12 protein-coding genes and 1 tRNA gene are annotated in these 16,879 nt (G+C 60.7%); 9 read left to right on the forward strand and 4 right to left on the reverse strand.

The window, feature by feature from the left end; all coding sequences use genetic code 11:
• The first annotated feature begins 821 nt into the window (after nt 1-821).
• The 3 genes from recD2 (at nt 822) to H585_RS0116305 (ending at nt 4,222) form a co-directional block, all read left to right on the forward strand.
• Nucleotides 822-3,077, forward strand: coding sequence for an SF1B family DNA helicase RecD2 (gene recD2, locus H585_RS0116295; RefSeq protein WP_027368609.1), 2,256 nt, complete (start codon nt 822-824; stop codon nt 3,075-3,077).
• A gap of 133 nt (nt 3,078-3,210) precedes the next feature.
• Nucleotides 3,211-4,032, forward strand: a complete 822-nt coding sequence (gene thiD, locus H585_RS0116300) for a bifunctional hydroxymethylpyrimidine kinase/phosphomethylpyrimidine kinase (RefSeq protein WP_027368610.1) — start codon at nt 3,211-3,213, stop codon at nt 4,030-4,032.
• Nucleotides 4,033-4,138: 106 nt separating this feature from the next.
• Nucleotides 4,139-4,222: transfer RNA gene (locus H585_RS0116305), tRNA-Leu, on the forward strand.
• Between the two features lie 48 nt (nt 4,223-4,270).
• On the opposite strand, the gene H585_RS0116310 is transcribed toward H585_RS0116305, so the two are convergent.
• Nucleotides 4,271-6,445, reverse strand: coding sequence for a methyl-accepting chemotaxis protein (locus H585_RS0116310; RefSeq protein WP_027368611.1), 2,175 nt, complete (start codon nt 6,443-6,445; stop codon nt 4,271-4,273).
• A gap of 446 nt (nt 6,446-6,891) precedes the next feature.
• On the opposite strand from H585_RS0116310, the gene tig reads away from it, so the two are divergent.
• From tig to lon, 4 genes are all read left to right on the forward strand, one after another.
• Nucleotides 6,892-8,211: a trigger factor gene (gene tig / locus H585_RS0116315; RefSeq protein ID WP_027368612.1), complete on the forward strand. Its 1,320-nt coding sequence runs from the start codon at nt 6,892-6,894 to the stop codon at nt 8,209-8,211.
• A 307-nt stretch (nt 8,212-8,518) separates the two neighbouring features.
• The gene (clpP, locus tag H585_RS0116320) at nt 8,519-9,139 is read left to right on the forward strand and encodes an ATP-dependent Clp endopeptidase proteolytic subunit ClpP (RefSeq protein WP_014260781.1); all 621 of its coding nucleotides are present in this window, start codon (nt 8,519-8,521) and stop codon (nt 9,137-9,139) included.
• A gap of 204 nt (nt 9,140-9,343) precedes the next feature.
• Nucleotides 9,344-10,591, forward strand: a complete 1,248-nt coding sequence (gene clpX / locus H585_RS0116325) for an ATP-dependent Clp protease ATP-binding subunit ClpX (RefSeq protein ID WP_014260782.1) — start codon at nt 9,344-9,346, stop codon at nt 10,589-10,591.
• A gap of 151 nt (nt 10,592-10,742) precedes the next feature.
• The gene (gene lon, locus H585_RS0116330) at nt 10,743-13,205 is read left to right on the forward strand and encodes an endopeptidase La (RefSeq protein WP_014260783.1); all 2,463 of its coding nucleotides are present in this window, start codon (nt 10,743-10,745) and stop codon (nt 13,203-13,205) included.
• Between the two features lie 275 nt (nt 13,206-13,480).
• On the opposite strand, the gene H585_RS0116335 is transcribed toward lon, so the two are convergent.
• From H585_RS0116335 to H585_RS0116345, 3 genes are all read right to left on the reverse strand, one after another.
• On the reverse strand, nt 13,481-14,071 hold the full coding sequence (locus H585_RS0116335) for a peptidylprolyl isomerase (RefSeq protein ID WP_014260784.1): 591 nt from the start codon (nt 14,069-14,071) through the stop codon (nt 13,481-13,483).
• A gap of 41 nt (nt 14,072-14,112) precedes the next feature.
• Entirely contained in the window at nt 14,113-14,595 is a 483-nt protein-coding gene (locus tag H585_RS0116340; RefSeq protein WP_027368613.1) for a YchJ family protein, read from the reverse strand.
• A 101-nt stretch (nt 14,596-14,696) separates the two neighbouring features.
• Nucleotides 14,697-15,380 carry a hypothetical protein gene (locus H585_RS0116345; protein ID WP_027368614.1) on the reverse strand — a complete coding sequence of 228 codons (684 nt, stop codon included), beginning with the start codon at nt 15,378-15,380 and terminating at the stop codon, nt 14,697-14,699.
• On the opposite strand from H585_RS0116345, the gene H585_RS23145 reads away from it, so the two are divergent.
• Complete coding sequence (locus H585_RS23145) at nt 15,379-15,720, forward strand: hypothetical protein (protein WP_138708211.1); 342 nt, start codon at nt 15,379-15,381, stop codon at nt 15,718-15,720. The genes H585_RS0116345 and H585_RS23145 overlap by 2 nt on opposite strands.
• A 91-nt stretch (nt 15,721-15,811) precedes the next feature.
• Nucleotides 15,812-16,789, forward strand: coding sequence for an ornithine carbamoyltransferase (gene argF / locus H585_RS0116350; RefSeq protein WP_027368615.1), 978 nt, complete (start codon nt 15,812-15,814; stop codon nt 16,787-16,789).
• Nucleotides 16,790-16,879 lie beyond the last annotated feature (90 nt).

A 16,879-nucleotide genomic window follows, 5' to 3' on the forward strand; every position in this document is an offset into this window, starting at 1 on the left:
CTGGGCCCTTATCTTCATTCATAAACTGCTTTAGTGTGAACAGGCCCTAGAGCATTTTGCTTTTGAAAATGCTCTGCAAGCCATGCGTCGGCATGGCTTGCCGCCGCGCAGGCGTAGGCGCAATTCACTTGCGCCGTCAACGCCGGAGCGGGCGTCTTAAAAGCAATCTGCTTTAGACCATGAATAGACCCTGCCCCGATGGCAAGAGCCTCTTGAGAGAAAGTGTGACCTTACCCCTTATCTCGGCATTGACCAGCGAGATGAATTGCGGCAGAGCCTTGGTGACTTGTTCTCGGGAAAGCCTGTTGAAGTTTCCGATAGGCAGGCGGGAGCTTCTCTTGAGCTTGCCTTTTCGACAAGGCCGAGGACCTCTTTAAGCACCCCGGTGTGCCGGTTTGCGCCCCGAATGCCGAGACGCCGATGTCATACAGGGATTCGACAAGTAGTCCGTGCGTGTCTTCGTATTTGCAGGATGCTTCGAGTTGTCCTCTGAGTCTATCTCCCTTGAGCTACTGCTCGGTGGACATGCACAGGTACGAAAAAGCCTTGGAAACCATGCGGTCCTCCGGTAGTCATTTGCAAGGGCACAGCTTTCGTCTTATCGACGTTTTCAATAGACTACTTTGGCCCCCGGCCCACAGCATTCGTGAACGAGATTGAGGCTGTTGCAGCGACAATCTCGTTTACACCGGCAGCGTAGAATCATCATGAGCCGGCCGGATCCATACACGGGTCCAAGAGGCCGTGCAACCTGGCAGGCTGGGGCTTGGGAGAGCGGAGCCCTTCCCAGCTAAGCACTGCGACATATCAAAGCGGTGGAAATGAGCGAACAGCAGCAGATGGCTCTTCCTGGCGACGAAGCCGGTTCCGAAACGCTCCAGGTAGCGCTCAGGGCCGAGGTTCGCCAGGTGGTCTACTCGAACGCCGAGAACGGCTACTGCGTGTTGCGCGCCGCCTCGGCCAGCGAGCCCGGCTTGGTCACGGCCGTGGGCATCCTGGGCCAGGTCACGCCTGGCGAGATGCTGGAGCTGTCCGGCCGCTGGATCGTGCACTCCAAGTTTGGCCGACAGTTCGAGGTGACCTCCTTCCGACAGACCTATCCGGCCACGGAACACGGCATCGTGCGCTATCTTTCGTCCGGGCTCATCAAGGGCGTGGGGCCGAAGACGGCCGAGGCTCTGGTGGCGACCTTCGGCACGGCCGTGCTGGACATCATTGAGAGCGAGCCCGAGCGGCTGCTCGAAGTGGACGGCATCGGCAAGAAGACCCTGGAGCGCATCCGCGAGTCCTGGGGCACCCAGCGGGACATTCGCACGCTCATGCTCTTTCTGCAGTCCCACGACGTACCCACCACCTACGCGGCCAGGATCTACAAGGCCTTCGGGGCCGAGGCCGTGGAGCGGCTCAAGGAGAACCCCTACGAGCTGGCCTATCTGGTGCGCGGCATCGGCTTCCGCACGGCCGACGTCATGGCCATGAAGCTGGGCCTGCCGCCCGACAGCCAAGTGCGCTTGGAGGCCGCGATCGTCTACGCCCTGTTCAGCATGTCCGAGAAGGGCCACTTGTTTTTCCCGGAGGACAAGCTCCTAGACCAGGTGGACCGCATGCTGGAGGGCATGGAGTCGGCCAAGCTGCATCAGGCTCTGGCCGGCCTGCTGGAGCGCAAGCGCGTGGTGGTCGAGGAGATCGGCACGGCCGACGTGCAACGCGGCGTGTATTTGCAGCACTTCTATCGCTGGGAGCAGGAGACGGCCTCGCGGCTGTACAATCTTGTGAGCCATCCCGCACCCACGGCAACCTTGGAGAAGGTCGAGCGCGGCCTGCCGGAACTGGAAGCCGAGACCGGCATCAAGCTCTCCCATGAGCAGCGCGAGGCCGTGCTGGGCGCGGTAGCCAACAAGGCCTTCATTATCACCGGCGGGCCGGGCACGGGCAAGACGACCATCACGCGCATGGTCGTACGCTCGCTCAAGAAAGCCGGGCTCAAGATCAAGCTCGCCGCGCCCACGGGCCGCGCGGCCAAGCGGCTGTCCGAGGCTTCCGGCGAGTCCGCCTCGACTCTGCACCGGCTGCTGCAGTACTCGCCGGAACAGGGCTTCTCGATCAACGAGGACTCCAAGCTCAAGGCCGAGGCGGTCATCATCGACGAGGCCAGCATGCTCGACGCGCAGCTTTTCGTCAGTGTGCTGCGTGCGCTTCCGCTGACCTGCCGGCTCATTCTGGTTGGCGACGTGAACCAGCTTCCGAGCGTGGGGCCGGGTAACATTCTGTCCGACCTGCTCGCCAGCCAGGTCGTGCCGAGCATGTGCCTTACGCGCATCTACCGCCAAGCTCAGGAGAGCTGGATCGTGACCAACGCCCACCGGGTCAACGACGGTCAGTTCCCCGGCGAAGACAGCAAGGCCGTGCCGCCCAAGAAGGACTTTTTCTGGGTGCGCCAGGACGAACCGGCCCGCGTGCAGGCGCTCATCCTGCAGCTCGTGTGCGAGCGCATCCCCGAGATTTACGGCCTGGATCCTAAGCGGGACATCCAGGTGCTCACGCCCATGCACAAGGGCGAGGTGGGCACGCAGGCGCTCAACACCATGCTCCAGGAACGGCTCAATCCGCTCAGGTCCGGCATGCAGGAGATCGTGCGCGGCCGCACGACCTTCCGTCCCGGCGACCGGGTGCTGCAACTGCGCAACAATTACGAGAAGGAAATCTATAACGGCGACCTGGGCTGGGTCACCAGCGTGGACCCGGAGGCGGGCGAGGCGCTGGTGGATTTCGAGGGCAGGGGAGTGGCCTTCGAGGCCGCGGATCTGGACGAGCTGACCCTGGCCTACGCCGTGAGCGTGCACAAGTCCCAGGGCAGCGAGTACCCTGCCGTTGTGGTGCCCATGGTTACGCAACATTATATCATGCTGCAGCGCAACCTGCTCTACACCGCGCTGACCCGCGCCCGGGAGCTGGCCGTGCTCATCGGCAGCGACAAGGCCGTGGGCATCGCCCTGCGCGCCAACGACGCGGAGAAGCGCTACACGCACCTGAAGGTGAGACTTCAGGAACTGTTCAACCAGACGCAACTTTTTTAGAGCATTTGCTTTTGAAAATGCTCTGCAAGCCATGCGTCGGCATGGCTTCCCGCCGCGCAGGCGCAGGCGCAATTCACTTGCGCCGTCAACGCCGGAGCGGGCGTCTTAAAAACAATCTGCTCTAGGGGTGACAGTGCAAGCCATTCCTTCCATCCTGACCATCGCTGGCTCGGACTCCGGCGGCGGGGCCGGCATCCAGGCCGACCTCAAGACCATTCATGCCCACGGCTGCTACGGCTTGTCGGTCATCACGGCCCTGACGGCCCAGAATACGCGGGGCGTGACCGGCATCCATGCGCCGCCGGCCGAATTCGTGGCCAAGCAGCTGGAAACGGTACTGGCGGACATCGACGTGGCCGCGGCCAAGACGGGCATGCTCTTCTCGGCCGAGATCATCCGGGCCGTGGCCTGGGGCCTGCGTGACGTCGCCTTTCCGCTGGTAGTGGACCCGGTGTGCGTGGCCCAGTCGGGCGACCAGCTTTTGCAGGACTCGGCCGTGTCGGCCATGAAGACGCACATTTTCCCGCGCGCAACGCTGCTCACGCCGAACATCCCCGAGGCTGAGCTATTCTCGGGCCTGAAGATCGAATCGTCCAAGGACGTTTTCGCGGCCATGCGTGCGCTGCTCGATCTCGGCCCCAAGGCAGTGCTCATCAAGGGCGGGCACATGCGCGAAGGGGAGCAGGTCACGGACTGGCTGGGCCTGCCGGACGGCAAGATTGTCAGCCTGCCCATGCCGCGCGTGGGCGGCGAGAGCCGTCACGGCACGGGCTGTACCCTGTCCGCTGCCATTGCGTCCAATTTGGGCCTGGGGCTGTCCATGGAAGATGCCGTGCGCCGCTCCCAGGAATTCCTCAACGCCGCCATCCGCGAGAGCTTCCCCGTGGGGAAGGGGAGTGGGCCGGTGAATCATCTTGTTGCCGGCCAATGGGGGCAGCGCATTAAAGCGAGTTGACAGGCCGCCCCAAAAAGGCCAAAAAGCCTCCGCTACGCCGGACACTCGGCCCGACGGTTGACGTCAGGGCCGAAATCGTTTTTCGTGAATGATGGTTGCCGGCCATGCGTGAGTGGCGGAACTGGTAGACGCACCAGACTTAGGATCTGGCGGCTTAGCCATGGGAGTTCGAGTCTCCCCTCACGCACCAGTGGCTTATGAAAGGGCCGGGCATATCGCCCGGCCCTTTTTGCGTGCTTTAGGCCTTGCCCGCGTCCTGCATCTCGGTGATGAGCCGGTGCAAATCCGTGGACATCTGCGACAAGTTGCGCACGGCGGCGGATGATTGGCTCATGCCGTTCACGGTCTCGGCGATGACGCGGTTGACTTCCTCCAGGCTGCGGCGGATCTGCTCCGACGCCGCGGACTGCTGCTCCGTTGCCGTGGCTATGCTTTCGGCCTGGCGGGCGCTGTTCTGGGCCAGTCCAACAATGTGTTGTAGCGCCTGGCCCGAATTGCGGGCCAGGTCCGTAGCTTCCTCCACAGCCGTGGTCGCGTCGTCCATGCCGCACATATTCTGCTTCGCGGCGTCCTGAATGGCGCGGATGCTTGCGTCCACCTGCTTGGTGGCTCCCATGGTTTTTTCAGCCAACTTGCGCACTTCGTCGGCTACCACGGCGAAGCCTCGGCCGGCCTCTCCGGCGCGGGCCGCTTCGATGGCCGCGTTGAGGGCCAGCAGGTTTGTCTGATCGGCGATGTCGCTGATGACGTTCATGATCTTGCCGATGGATTCGGTCTGCTGACCAAGGTCGGCCATGTTCTTCTTGAGCCGGGAAGCCTGGGAGCGCACGCGGTCGATGGCGGCAACGGCCTGCTCCACGACATGAGCGCCCTTTTCGGCTTCGTCACTGGTCGCGTGCGACTGGGATGAGGCTTGGTTGGTGTTACGGGCCACCTCGGCCACGGTTGCATTCATCTGCTCCATGGCTGTGGCGATTTCGGACACGCGGTCACGCTGTGCTTCGGCTCCGCCACTTACCTGTTCCACCTGCACGGAAAGCTCCTCGGCCGAGGAGGCCACGCGTTCGGATATCTGGTCGGCCCTGTCGGCCACTTGGCGCAGCTTGCCAAGAAGCATGCTCACGCGCTCCTCCTGCCGCCGCGCTTCTTCCAAGGCAGCCTGGGCGTTGTCTGCCTGCTCGGAGGCTTCGTTCCCCTTGGCCTCGGCCTCGGCCATTTTGGCCTTTAGTCGATCCACCATGCGGCTGACTGAAGATTGCAGATTGCCGATCTCGGCTTGGTCGTCGATCTCAGCCTTAGCCTGCAGGTCACCTTCAGCAACTCTGGCTGCATAAGCTTGTAGCTTGGCGAAGGGTGACAGCAGCTCCCGGCGCAGGAACAGGAAGCTGGCCGCTGCGACACCCAATGCGGCGAGTAGGGCGATGCCGGCTGCCGCGAACGTCAGCGAGCGCACAGGTGCAAAGGCCTCGTTAGCTTCGATTTCCGCCAGCAAAGCCCAGCGTTCACCCAGGACGTCCAAGGGCGCATAGGCCGAAAGCACTCGCCGGCCCTTGAAATCCTCCAGAATCTCCACGCCGCTTCCGCCCTTCAGCGCCTTGTGGGCGGTCAGACTGTCAATTTTGCCCAGTATTGGATCAGCAAAGGAGGCCTTTACGGAATGGTGCTCCGGGTCCAGGGGCGAGTCGGAGCGCATGAGCGTGTCGCTGCCCACGAGGTAGCTCTCGCCGGTGGTGCCCATGCCCGAGCGTTGGGCCATGAGGGCGTTGATGTCGGTGATGGAGATCTGCAGAACCACGACGCCGGCCGTGCGTGGGCCGGACATGACCGGCGCGGCGATGAACGCCGCGGGTTCGCCTGCCGAAGGTGCGTATGGCGCGAAATCAGTAAAGGCCAGATTGCCGGTCATTGCCTGCCGCCAAACCTTTGCCAGGCCGCTGTCGCGCAGGGGCCCTTCGGCGAGATCCGCGCCGAGATCGGATTCCCTTGCTTCGGTGAAGAGCACTCGGCCTTCGGAGGAGATGAGGAAGATGTCATAGTAGCCGAGGTTGGCGACATAGCGCTGAAAAAAGGAATGATGGCGGGCGTGCAGCCGCTCGTAGTCATCGGAGCGCACGTCCATGCTCATGCCTGGCAGGATGGCGGCGCGGTTGGCGTAGCTTGTCAAACTTGCGAGCCCGCCGCGCACGTCTTCGCTCTCGCGCAGAACCTCGATGGTGTCGCACCAGCTCTTAACATGCTGCCGCAAGGCATGCAGCTTTATGTCGCGCACGGCCTCCAACTCGTTGAAGGCTTGTCTGGAAAGGCTTTTGGATGCGGTGAAAATGCTGAAAACGCCCATGCATAAAAGTGGCGTCAGGCCGATGCTTAGGGCGAAAATCATCATTTTGGTTCGTAAGGTGATTACTCTGCGCATGCTGTATCTCCGTACGAGTTGCTGGCCTTCAGGTACCGAACAGGTGTTGGCCTGGGAGGGGTGTCGTTTTTCTGGCAAACTGACGAATAGGGCGATTGAGCCTGTAACCGAAAGTCGGTGCGCGAAACAGCTGAAAGGAAGAGATGTCGCGAGCCTGTGTACAGTGCGGTGAAATTCGCCGTGGTTTCAGCCTAACATTGCAAAAGCAGGACAGCTAAAGAGAGTCGCTGGAGTTGTCAATGTGTGACTTTGGTTAATAGTGGTTTGTACGGCTTGGTTCGTAGGAGCCTTTCGGCTGTCAGAATCTCAACTGGATTGACACATGAGCTGTTTGGCTTCTATAAAAGGCGTTTGCAAATTATCCCGACCCTATCGTCCAGCTTTTTGGCATGGGGGCATGGGGTTGAAAAAAATAGTAGAATACCAGCGAGGAGAAGGAGAGCCCCATGGAATACAAGGTCGAAGAAATTTCCCCAGTGGAGCGCAAGATTCAGGTTTCCGTGCCGGCCGAGGAGGCCACCTCGGCCATTCTGGCCACCACCGCTCTGTACCGCCGCGATGCCGACGTCAAAGGCTTCCGCAAGGGCAAGGTGCCCACGGATATGGTCGAGGCCAGATACCGCAAACAGATCTTTGATGAAGCGACCACCGATCTCATCAACCTGCATATCAATCAGATACTTACCGAGCTGAAGCTCGTGCCCATGTCCGGCCTTAAGGTCGATGCCGGTCAGATCGTCAAGGGCGAGGATTTCAGCTATTCCGTCAGCTTCGAGGTTGCGCCCAGGCTTGATCTGCCCGAGTACAAAGGCCGTAAGATTGAGCAGGAATCCGTAGAGGTCAAGGACGACGAAGTCCAGGCCGTTGTGGAGCGCATACGCGAAAGCCTGGCCGAAGTGGCCGAGGTGGAAGAGCCGCGCGAGGCCAAGGACGGTGACGTGGTCACCGTAAGCTTCGCCGCCTTGGCTGGTGGTGAGTTCGAAGGGCTCAAGGCCGACAATTTTCAACTCGAACTGGGCAAAGGCCAGGCTCTTGAGGGCTTCGAGCAACTCATCATCGGCCTTAAGCCCGACGAGCAGCGCACCGGCATGATCTCCTTCCCCGCCGATTTCATCAACGAGAAGCTGGCTGGCAAGTCCACCGAAGTGCGCGTGCATCTGCACTCCATTAAGGAGAAGCGGCTGCCCGAGATGACCGACGAGCTGGCCAAAAAGGCCGGTAACTTCGAGAGCGTGGACAAGATGCGCGAGGCCATTACCGAATCCTACACCAAGAGCCGCACGCAGCTAAACAAGTCCGTGGCCCAGAACAAGCTGATTGACCAGCTTATGGAAGGCATGGAAATTCCGCTGCCGCCGAGCTTGGTGGAGAAGAACATCGGCTATATGGTGAGCGAGCGCCGCGAGCGGCTGGAGCGCCGTGGCAAGAGCCTGGAGTCTCTGGGCAAGAGCATGGAGGAGCTTCAGGCCGAGTTCAAGCCCGAAGCCGAGAAGATGGCCCGCACTCAGGTATTTCTGTTGGCCGTGGCCACTAACGAGGGCCTGACCGTGGATCCCCAGGAAGTGGAAGCTGTCATCCGCCAGGCCGCTGCCCAGTCCGGACAGGAGTATGAGAACCTGCGCGAGTACCACGAGCGCACCGGGCTCATCCATGACATCAAGGATCGCATTTTGGCTGACAAGGCCTCTGAACTCATCTACGAAACCGCGGAAGTTACCGAGGTCCCACCCGCTCAGAGCGCGGGTGGAGCCGAAGCTTCGGCATAGTTGACGAACGGCCGGCCCGGCTTTCCGGGCCGGCCTTCTAATTTTCAGGGCTTCCGGCAAGGTGGAAAAAAATCATATCACCCCGAAGTCCAAGGCGGCTAAGCTGCTACTTCACCAACCGGCTCGATACTTGCTTGACACTTGCTCAAGCGGCCATAGTTTTTCGGCTTGAGATCAAGGTTCGAAATGGCTAATTGTACGGGTACGGCATAATCGTTCAAGACTCAGTGATGATCCAGCCCGGCGAACCGGCGACTGTGCCGGCCACTTCGGGCCGGCTTCGGCCAATCGCGAAAGGAGAAATCGAATGCCCTTTGCGCAAGTTCCCATCGTTATCGAGACCACCGGTCGCACCGAGCGGGCCTACGATATTTACTCCCGCCTGCTCCGAGACCGCATCATTCTGCTCGGCTACCCAATCGACGATCATATTGCCGGCCTGATCTGCGCCCAGCTCCTGTTCCTGGAGTCCGAGGACCCGGACAAGGAGATTTACATGTACATCAACTCACCTGGTGGCTCCGTGACCGCGGGAATGGCCATCTACGACACCATGGGCTACATCTCCTGCCCCGTGTCCACGCTATGCATCGGCCAGGCCGCCAGCATGGGCGCATTTCTGCTCTCTTCGGGCACCAAGGGCATGCGCTTCTCTCTGCCCAATTCGCGCATCCTCATACACCAGCCCATGGGCGGCTTCCAGGGCCAGGCCTCGGATATCGACATCCACGCCCGCGAGATTCTGCGCATGCGCGCCGACCTGAACCGCATCTTGGCCGAGAATACCGGTAAGGATCTGGCTCAGATCGAGCGAGACACGGATCGCGACTACTTCATGAGCGCTCAGGAAGCCCTTGAATACGGCCTTATCGACAAGATCATGGTTTCCAGAGGCAAGACGGCTTCCGAAAAAGGGCCAAAAGCTTAATGCCCTTGAAGATCAGCTACACGGGCCATGACGATATGGACGGCCTCCGAATGTGAGGCATCCAAGAGCGATTGTCGAGCCAAGCTCGATACTGCGCAGTTGGAAGTACAAGGCGGACTCTATCGCCCGTCAGTTTAAGATAACGCTACTCGCGTCAGGAGCGAGCAAGCAAAGGACGAGCTTCTAAGGAAGATAGGAAAGAAGATGGCCAAGAATTCGCATTTGCCCCCGGATCTCTGCTGCTCCTTCTGCGGCAAGGTCCAAGAAGAGGTGCAGCGCCTCATCGCCGGACCCGAGGTTTATATCTGCGACGAGTGCGTCTCGCTTTGCAACGAGATCATCGCCCAGGAATCCGTCTCCGAGGGCCTCGAGGATGGCCGCCTGCTTACCCCGCAGGAGATCAAGGACCAGCTGGATGAGCACGTCATTGGCCAGGAGCAGGCCAAGAAAGTCCTCTCCGTGGCTGTGCACAACCACTATAAGCGTGTCTACTACGCCGATACCGCCGGCGAGGACGTGGAGATCGACAAGTCCAACATCCTGCTGCTTGGCCCCACGGGCTGCGGCAAGACTCTGTTGGCCCAGACGCTGGCGCGCGTTCTCAAGGTTCCCTTCGCCATCGCCGACGCCACGACCCTGACCGAGGCGGGCTATGTGGGCGAGGACGTGGAGAACATCCTGGTTCAGCTCCTGCAGAACGCGGACTATGATATCGAGGCCGCCAGCCGTGGTATCGTCTACATCGACGAAATCGATAAGATAGCGCGCAAGGGCGATTCGCCTTCGATCACCCGCGATGTGTCGGGCGAGGGCGTGCAGCAGGCTCTGCTCAAGATCATCGAGGGCACCGATGCCAACATCCCGCCCAAGGGTGGCCGCAAGCATCCGCAGCAGGAGTTCATCCGCCTGAATACCTCGAACATCCTGTTCATCATGGGCGGAGCGTTCATCGGCCTGGACAAGATCATCCAGCAGCGCATGCGCGGCGGAGCCATGGGCTTCGGCGCCAAGGTGGAGGGCAAGCGCGAGCTGAGCATAAGCGAGCTCCTGCGCTTCGCGCATCCCAACGATCTGGTCAAGTTCGGCATGATTCCGGAGTTCGTGGGCCGCGTGCCCGTGGTGACCTCACTGATCGACCTGGGCGAGGACGATCTGGTGCGTGTGCTCACCGAGCCCAAGAACGCCCTGGTCAAGCAGTACCAGAAGCTCTTCGAACTGGATAAGGTCAGACTGCGCTTCACGGCCAACGCCCTGCGCGGCATTGCCCAACAAGCCATTCTGCGTAAGACCGGCGCCCGAGGCCTGCGCAACGTGATGGAGAGCATCATGCTCGAAATCATGTTCCGTCTGCCGTCCATGACCGGGGTCAAGGAGTGCGTCATCAATAAATCGGTGGTGGAAAAGGGCGTGGATCCATTGCTCTTCTATCATCAGGAAGCCAAGTCGGCCTAGTCGACACACACGCAGCTCGTCCCGCATTTGCGGGATAAAAAAGGCCGCCGGTTTGACATATTCACCGGCGGCCTTAATAATCTGGAATCCCGGCTGCCTGCCGGCCTGCGGGTTCTCCCTCCCGCCGGTTCCAACGTAATCAGGAGGCGCGATGTCCAAGTTTTTCTCCTTCGGAAACGATCCCTTCCTCGAGCGGATCGAGCTGCCGATCATGTCGCTGCGCGAAGTGGTCATGTTTCCCAAGTCCATCGTGCCCTTGTTCGTGGGGCGCGAGGCATCAATCAAGGCCATCGAGAACGCGCTGACCAAATACGACAAGAAGATATTTCTGGTCACCCAGAACGTGCCCGAGAAGGAGCGCCCCGAGCCTGGGGATCTTTTCTCCGTCGGCACTGTGAGCAAGATTCTCCAACTCCTGCGGCTGCCCGATGGCACCATCAAGGTGCTCTTCGAGGGTCTTCAGCGCGCCACCTGGGACAAGGAAACGTACCGTTTCGACCCCGAGCACGAGTATCCCATTGTCGAGACCGAGCCCATCAGCGATGACGACTCGGATACTCTGGAGGCTCAGGCTCTGGTTCGCGCCACCCACGAGGCCCTGGACAAGTACGCCAAGGTCAACAAGAAGCTGGCTCAAGAGACCGTGGCGGCCATGAATTCCCTGAATGCGCCGGGGCGGCTCGCCGATGCCATCATGCCGCACCTCAAGACCGAGTATGCCACCAAGCAGAAGGTCCTGGAGGAGTTCGACCCGATCAAGCGCCTGGAGGAGACCTTCGGGCTGCTCAATGCCGAAATTGAGATTTCGTCCCTGGAGAAGAAGATCAAGGGCCGGGTCAAGTCGCAGATGGAGCAGAATCAGAAGGACTACTACCTGAACGAGCAGCTCAAGGCCATCACCAAGGAGATGGGGCGCGAGGAGGATCCGGTCACCGAGATCCTGGAGCTCGAGAAGCGCATGCGCGAGAAGAACATGCCCGAGGAGGCCCGTGAGAAGGGCCTGCGCGAGTGCAAGAAGCTCAAGCAGATTCCGCCCAGCTCGGCCGAGTACACCGTGGTGCGCAACTACGTGGACTGGATTCTCGACTTGCCCTGGAACGAGCTCAAGGAAACGCCTCTGGACATGGCCAAGGCGCGGCAGATTCTGAACGAGGATCATTTCGGCCTGGACAAGCCCAAGCAGCGCATCCTGGAGTTTCTGGCCGTGCAGAGCCTGGTGGGCACTCTCAAGGGTCCCATTCTCTGCTTCGTGGGACCTCCGGGCGTGGGCAAGACCTCGTTGGCCAAGTCCATTGCCAGGTCCACGGACCGACCCTTCGTGCGCCTGTCCCTGGGCGGCGTGCGCGACGAGGCGGAGATCCGCGGTCATCGCCGGACCTACGTTGGTGCGTTGCCCGGCAAGATTATTCAGTCCCTGAAGCGGGTGAAGTACAACAACCCGGTGTTCATCCTGGACGAGGTGGACAAGATGAGCATGGACTTCCGCGGCGACCCTTCGGCCGCGCTGCTGGAGGTCCTGGATCCGGAGCAAAACAACGCCTTTGGTGACCACTATCTCGATCTGGATTACGATCTGTCCAAGATCTTCTTCATCACCACGGCCAACAGCCTGCACTCCATCCCGGCGCCTCTGCGCGATCGCATGGAGATCATCGAGCTGCCCGGCTATCTGGAAACCGAGAAGCGCCAGATCGCGCGCAGCTTCCTGCTGCCCAAGCAGATCAAGCAGCACGGGCTTACAGAAGAAAACCTTTCTCTGTCCGACGACGCAATGCTGGAAGTCATCCGTCGCTATACCAAAGAGGCGGGTGTGCGCAGCCTGGAGCGCGAACTGGCCAGCGTCTGCCGCAAGACGGCTATGAAGCTCGTTGAGGAAGGTAACAAGGAGATGGCCGTGCAGATTACGGCCCAGAATCTCCAATCCATCCTGGGCGTGCCCAAGTTCCGCTACGGCGAAAAGGAAGAAACGCCCCAGGTCGGCATGACCATGGGCTTGGCTTACACCGAACTGGGCGGCGAATTGCTTACGGTGGAGACCGCGCTCATGCCCGGCTCGGGCAAGGTGGAAATCACCGGCAAGCTGGGTGATGTCATGCAGGAGTCGGCTCGCGCGGCCATATCCTACGTGCGCTCGCGCTCGGACATGTTTGGCCTCAAGCCCGACTTCTACAAGAGCGTGGACATCCATATCCATGTGCCGGAAGGCGCGGTGCCCAAGGACGGCCCCAGCGCCGGCGTGACCCTTGCCACCTCCGTGGTCTCGGCGCTGGTCAACCTGCCCGTGCGCAACGACCTGGCTATGACCGGCGAGATCACCTTGCGCGGGCGCGTGCTGCCTATCGGCGGTCTGCGCGAGAAGCTCCTGGCGGCGCATCGCGGCCTCATCACCACGGTGCTCATTCCTAAGGACAACGCCAAGGACCTCAAGGATGTGCCCGAGGAGATCCTCAAGGACCTTGAGATCATCCAGGTGGAGAACATGGATGACGTCCTGGACAAGGCTCTCGCCTGCGGCGAGAGTTCCCCGCGCGCCATGTTCTGCGCCACCGAGGATGTGCAACCCATCGCCAGCACGCTCCTGAAAGATGGAGTGCAGGCGCGGCGAGCGCATTAGAGCATTTTGCTTTTGAAAATGCTCTGCAAGTCATGCATCGGCATGGCTTGCCGCTAGCTTCGGCGTAGGCGCAATTCACTTGCGCCGACAACGCCGGAGCGGGCGTCTTAAAAGCAATCTGCTCTAGGAAAAGAAAACTGGAGAGGGACGCTGTCCCTCTCCAGACCTCACCCTGCCAGGGAGATAATCTCCCTGGACCCATCGTTTCAAAATAGAAAGGCCGGAAGCCCTAGGGCTTCCGGCCTTTTTTACGGCCTGGGAAAGCAGCCGGTGGGCTACTTCTTGTCTTCGACCACGGTGGCCTTGTTGATGACCACAGGCATGAGCGGCACGTCCTGATGGTAGCCGCGGTTGCCCGTGGGCACGGCCTTGATGGCGTCCACCACTTCCTTGCCTTCGACCACCTTGCCGAACACGGCGTAGCCCCAGCCCTGGGCGGACTTGGACTTGTGGTTCAGGAAGCTGTTGTCCTTGACGTTGATGAAAAACTGCGCCGTGGCCGAGTGCGGATCGTTGGTGCGGGCCATGGCCACGGTGTAGGCCTCGTTCTTCAGGCCGTTGTCGGCCTCGTTTTCGATGGGCTCATGGCCGGGCTTCTCGCTCATGTTCTTGTCCATGCCGCCGCCCTGGACCATGAAGTTGTTTATGACCCGGTGGAAGATGGTTCCATCGTAGTGGCCCTCGCGCACGTAGCGCAGAAAATTTTCCGTGGTCTTGGGGGCCTTCTCGGCATCCAGTTCCAGGACGATGTCGCCCATGCTCGTCTCAAGCTTCACCATGGGGTGGCTCCTTTTTTCCGCCGCTGACGCCGGGCCGGCCAGCAGGACGGCGAGCAGCGCGAGCGCGATCAGGTATGCAAGGCGCATTGAGGCTCCTCGCGGTTGATGGTTAACCTGCGGCAGGTTCGCTAGCCGCAGCATTTCTTATACTTCTTGCCGCTGCCGCAGGGGCAGGGATCGTTGCGGCCGATCTTGGGCGACTCACGACGGTAGGTGGTCTGGCCTCTGACTTCGCCGTCAACGTAGTACCAGAGCCCCTGCTGCTTTTGGAAAATGGCCTTTTCCTCAAATTCCTGGGGCTTTCCGTTTACTGTATAGCGGGCGATGAAATGCACAACGCCGCTTTCGCCGTCCGCCGCGAGTTCCGAAGTGACTATCTCGACGCCCGGCCACTGCGCTGCCTGGGCCCATTGGCGCACGGCCTGCTCGTCGAAATCCTGGCGAGTGCCGGGCATAAGCGACTCGCGCAGGAAATCGATATCCTGCACGGCAAAGGCAGTGTAGCGAGCGCGCATGAGCGCCTCGGGACCTCCAGCCTTGGCCTGGTCTTTGATAATGGGTTCGCAACACTCGCTGAAATTCTTACCTGATGCGCAGGGACAAAGGCTCATGTCATGCTCCGTGGCCGCGGCCCTGGGGGGCGGCTGTTGCGGTTGAAGTTCCCCTACAAGGAATGAGTCTGTATCGCCTTGGGCAGCGGCAGTCAAATACGTTACTGCGTTGCCGGGGGTACAAGCTTGCGCTGGCGTTCGTTGAGGCCCTGCACATCCAGGCCGCGGCCGGCGTCGTAGACTCCCACCACGTCATCGATGCGCACGGCCCCATGGGCGCGGCGAAAATAGCGGCGGAAATTCAGGAAGTCCGATTCATAACCGCCCTCGTTGTCCCAGCCCCGACAGCGTTCCACCACGAGGTCACGGGACAGGCACAGGCAGAGCGGGTCGATGTTTCCCTGGCGCAAAGCCGCTTCGGCGCTGCCGGTTTCATCGGGGCGTGGCAGGTGAGGAATGTCAAAAGCCAGTGACGTGTCGATGCGCGCGACGATGAATTCGTTTTGCAGATGCGGGTGGTAGGCGGCAAATGCTCCCGGAAGAAGCGCGTTGTCGTCATCCACGAAAAGCACGTGCCGGCCACGGGCTGCGCGAAGCAGGTGATGTCGTATGTGGTTGCCGAAATTGCCCTGACGCGGGAAGTCTATGAAACTGGTTGGGAGCAGCGTCTTTGGCCGCGTGCCGCCTTGGCCGTCGAAGCCTACCAAGTGTTCCACCTGCTCACGGTGCAGCAGGTTCAGCCGTTCGGCCTCAAGAGCGGCCGCCTCGACGCTGCTGACGGCGTGGGCCAGTGCCAAGGGCCGATCCACACGGCTTGGGGTGATGACTGAGAAGAGAATATCCATGACCGCTCCCGGTGCGAATTGCTTCATTCGCAGCAGCAATACCGATGCCAGTGGCGAGTTGGAAAGTAAACCAGATGAAGGGCGTTTTGTCTGGATTCAGCGTATGAAGATCGGCTCGGGGCAGGTCATGCTGCTAGAGCAGATTGCTTTTAAGACGCCCGCTCCGGCGTTTACGGCGCAAGTGAATTGCGCCTACGCCGAAGCTAGCGGCAAGCCATGCCGCCGCATGGCTTGCAGAGCATTTTCAAAATGCTCTAATCGCCGTACCATCCGGACTGGCGGCGGCCATCATCTCCGGCGCAGGCTCTGCACGCGTTCACGGACGGACTTGTGCACGTAAAAGGCTTTACATCCGCTTATCCCGCGGCTAAGTTTCATCTTTTCATGATGCGCATAGGCGCATCACGTCATTTTCGCCCCTGGAGCGCGCCATGCCCAACAAGTGGAAGCACTTTCTCGACATTCTCGACATGCCTAGATCTCAATCCTGGGCCCTTGTCACACGGGCCAAGGAGATGAAGGACACCGACCACAGGAGCCAAATTCTGGCCGGCAAGGTGCTGGTCATGATTTTCGAAAAGGCTTCCACCCGCACACGTCTGTCTTTCGAGATGGCCGTGCGTCACCTGGGCGGCGACACCATCTTCATGACCCCCCATGAGTCCCAGCTCGGCCGTAGCGAGCCCCTCAAGGACACGGCCCGCGTCATTTCGCGCTACTGCGCGGGCATGATCGTGCGCACGTTCGGACAGGAAAAACTCGAAGAGTTGGCCGAGTACGCCAGCGTGCCGGTGGTCAACGCCTTGTCCGACCTCCACCATCCTTGCCAGGTGCTCAGCGACCTGCTGACCATGTACGAGCGCACCCCGTCCTTCAAGGATCTCAAGGTGGCTTGGATAGGCGACGGCAACAACATGGCCCATTCGTGGATCAATGCGGCCATATACTTCCCGTTTTACCTGTCCTTGGCCGTACCCAAGGGTTTCGAGCCCGATGCCCGCATCCTGAACAAGGCCGTGCAGCTCGGAGCGCGGATTCATGTTTCCCATGAGCCCAAGCTGGCCATGGATGGCGCGCACTACGTGAACACCGACGTGTGGGCATCAATGGGCCAGGAGAGCGAGCAGGGCGCACGGTCCAAGCCCTTTGCCAACTTCCAGGTCAATGACGAGCTGCTCAAGCTGGCCGATCCCGAGGTCAAGGTCATGCATTGCCTGCCGGCCCACCGAGGCGAGGAGATCACGGACGAAGTCATGGAAGGCCCGGCCTCCATTGTCTGGGATCAGGCCGAAAACCGCCTGCACATGCAGAAGGCTATCCTGGAATGGGTCTTCGGCCATGCTCCAGAGTCCACGGCCAGGGAGTTCGCGGACGACCGCCCCGGCCCGAAGCCGTTTCATACGATCTAGATGTGAATAGGGGAGGGCGTTGCCTGCCAGAGCGGCTCGCTCCTCCCCGAACCCCACCCGCCAGGGGATGTGGTCCCTTTAGTCATGAGG

This window comes from Desulfocurvibacter africanus subsp. africanus DSM 2603 (assembly GCF_000422545.1).
Taxonomy (GTDB): Bacteria; Desulfobacterota; Desulfovibrionia; order Desulfovibrionales; family Desulfovibrionaceae; genus Desulfocurvibacter; species Desulfocurvibacter africanus.

What these genes read in the sequence shown, in the direction of transcription:
- recD2 (WP_027368609.1), top strand. Translation starts at nt 822, where the DNA reads ATGAGCGAACAGCAGCAGATGGCTCTTCCTGGCGACGAAGCCGGTTCC.
- H585_RS0116310 (WP_027368611.1), bottom strand. Translation starts at nt 6,445, where the DNA reads ATGCGCAGAGTAATCACCTTACGAACCAAAATGATGATTTTCGCCCTA.
- tig (WP_027368612.1), top strand. Translation starts at nt 6,892, where the DNA reads ATGGAATACAAGGTCGAAGAAATTTCCCCAGTGGAGCGCAAGATTCAG.
- clpP (WP_014260781.1), top strand. Translation starts at nt 8,519, where the DNA reads ATGCCCTTTGCGCAAGTTCCCATCGTTATCGAGACCACCGGTCGCACC.
- clpX (WP_014260782.1), top strand. Translation starts at nt 9,344, where the DNA reads ATGGCCAAGAATTCGCATTTGCCCCCGGATCTCTGCTGCTCCTTCTGC.
- lon (WP_014260783.1), top strand. Translation starts at nt 10,743, where the DNA reads ATGTCCAAGTTTTTCTCCTTCGGAAACGATCCCTTCCTCGAGCGGATC.
- H585_RS0116335 (WP_014260784.1), bottom strand. Translation starts at nt 14,071, where the DNA reads ATGCGCCTTGCATACCTGATCGCGCTCGCGCTGCTCGCCGTCCTGCTG.
- H585_RS0116340 (WP_027368613.1), bottom strand. Translation starts at nt 14,595, where the DNA reads ATGAGCCTTTGTCCCTGCGCATCAGGTAAGAATTTCAGCGAGTGTTGC.
- H585_RS23145 (WP_138708211.1), top strand. Translation starts at nt 15,379, where the DNA reads ATGACCGCTCCCGGTGCGAATTGCTTCATTCGCAGCAGCAATACCGAT.
- H585_RS0116345 (WP_027368614.1), bottom strand. Translation starts at nt 15,380, where the DNA reads ATGGATATTCTCTTCTCAGTCATCACCCCAAGCCGTGTGGATCGGCCC.
- argF (WP_027368615.1), top strand. Translation starts at nt 15,812, where the DNA reads ATGCCCAACAAGTGGAAGCACTTTCTCGACATTCTCGACATGCCTAGA.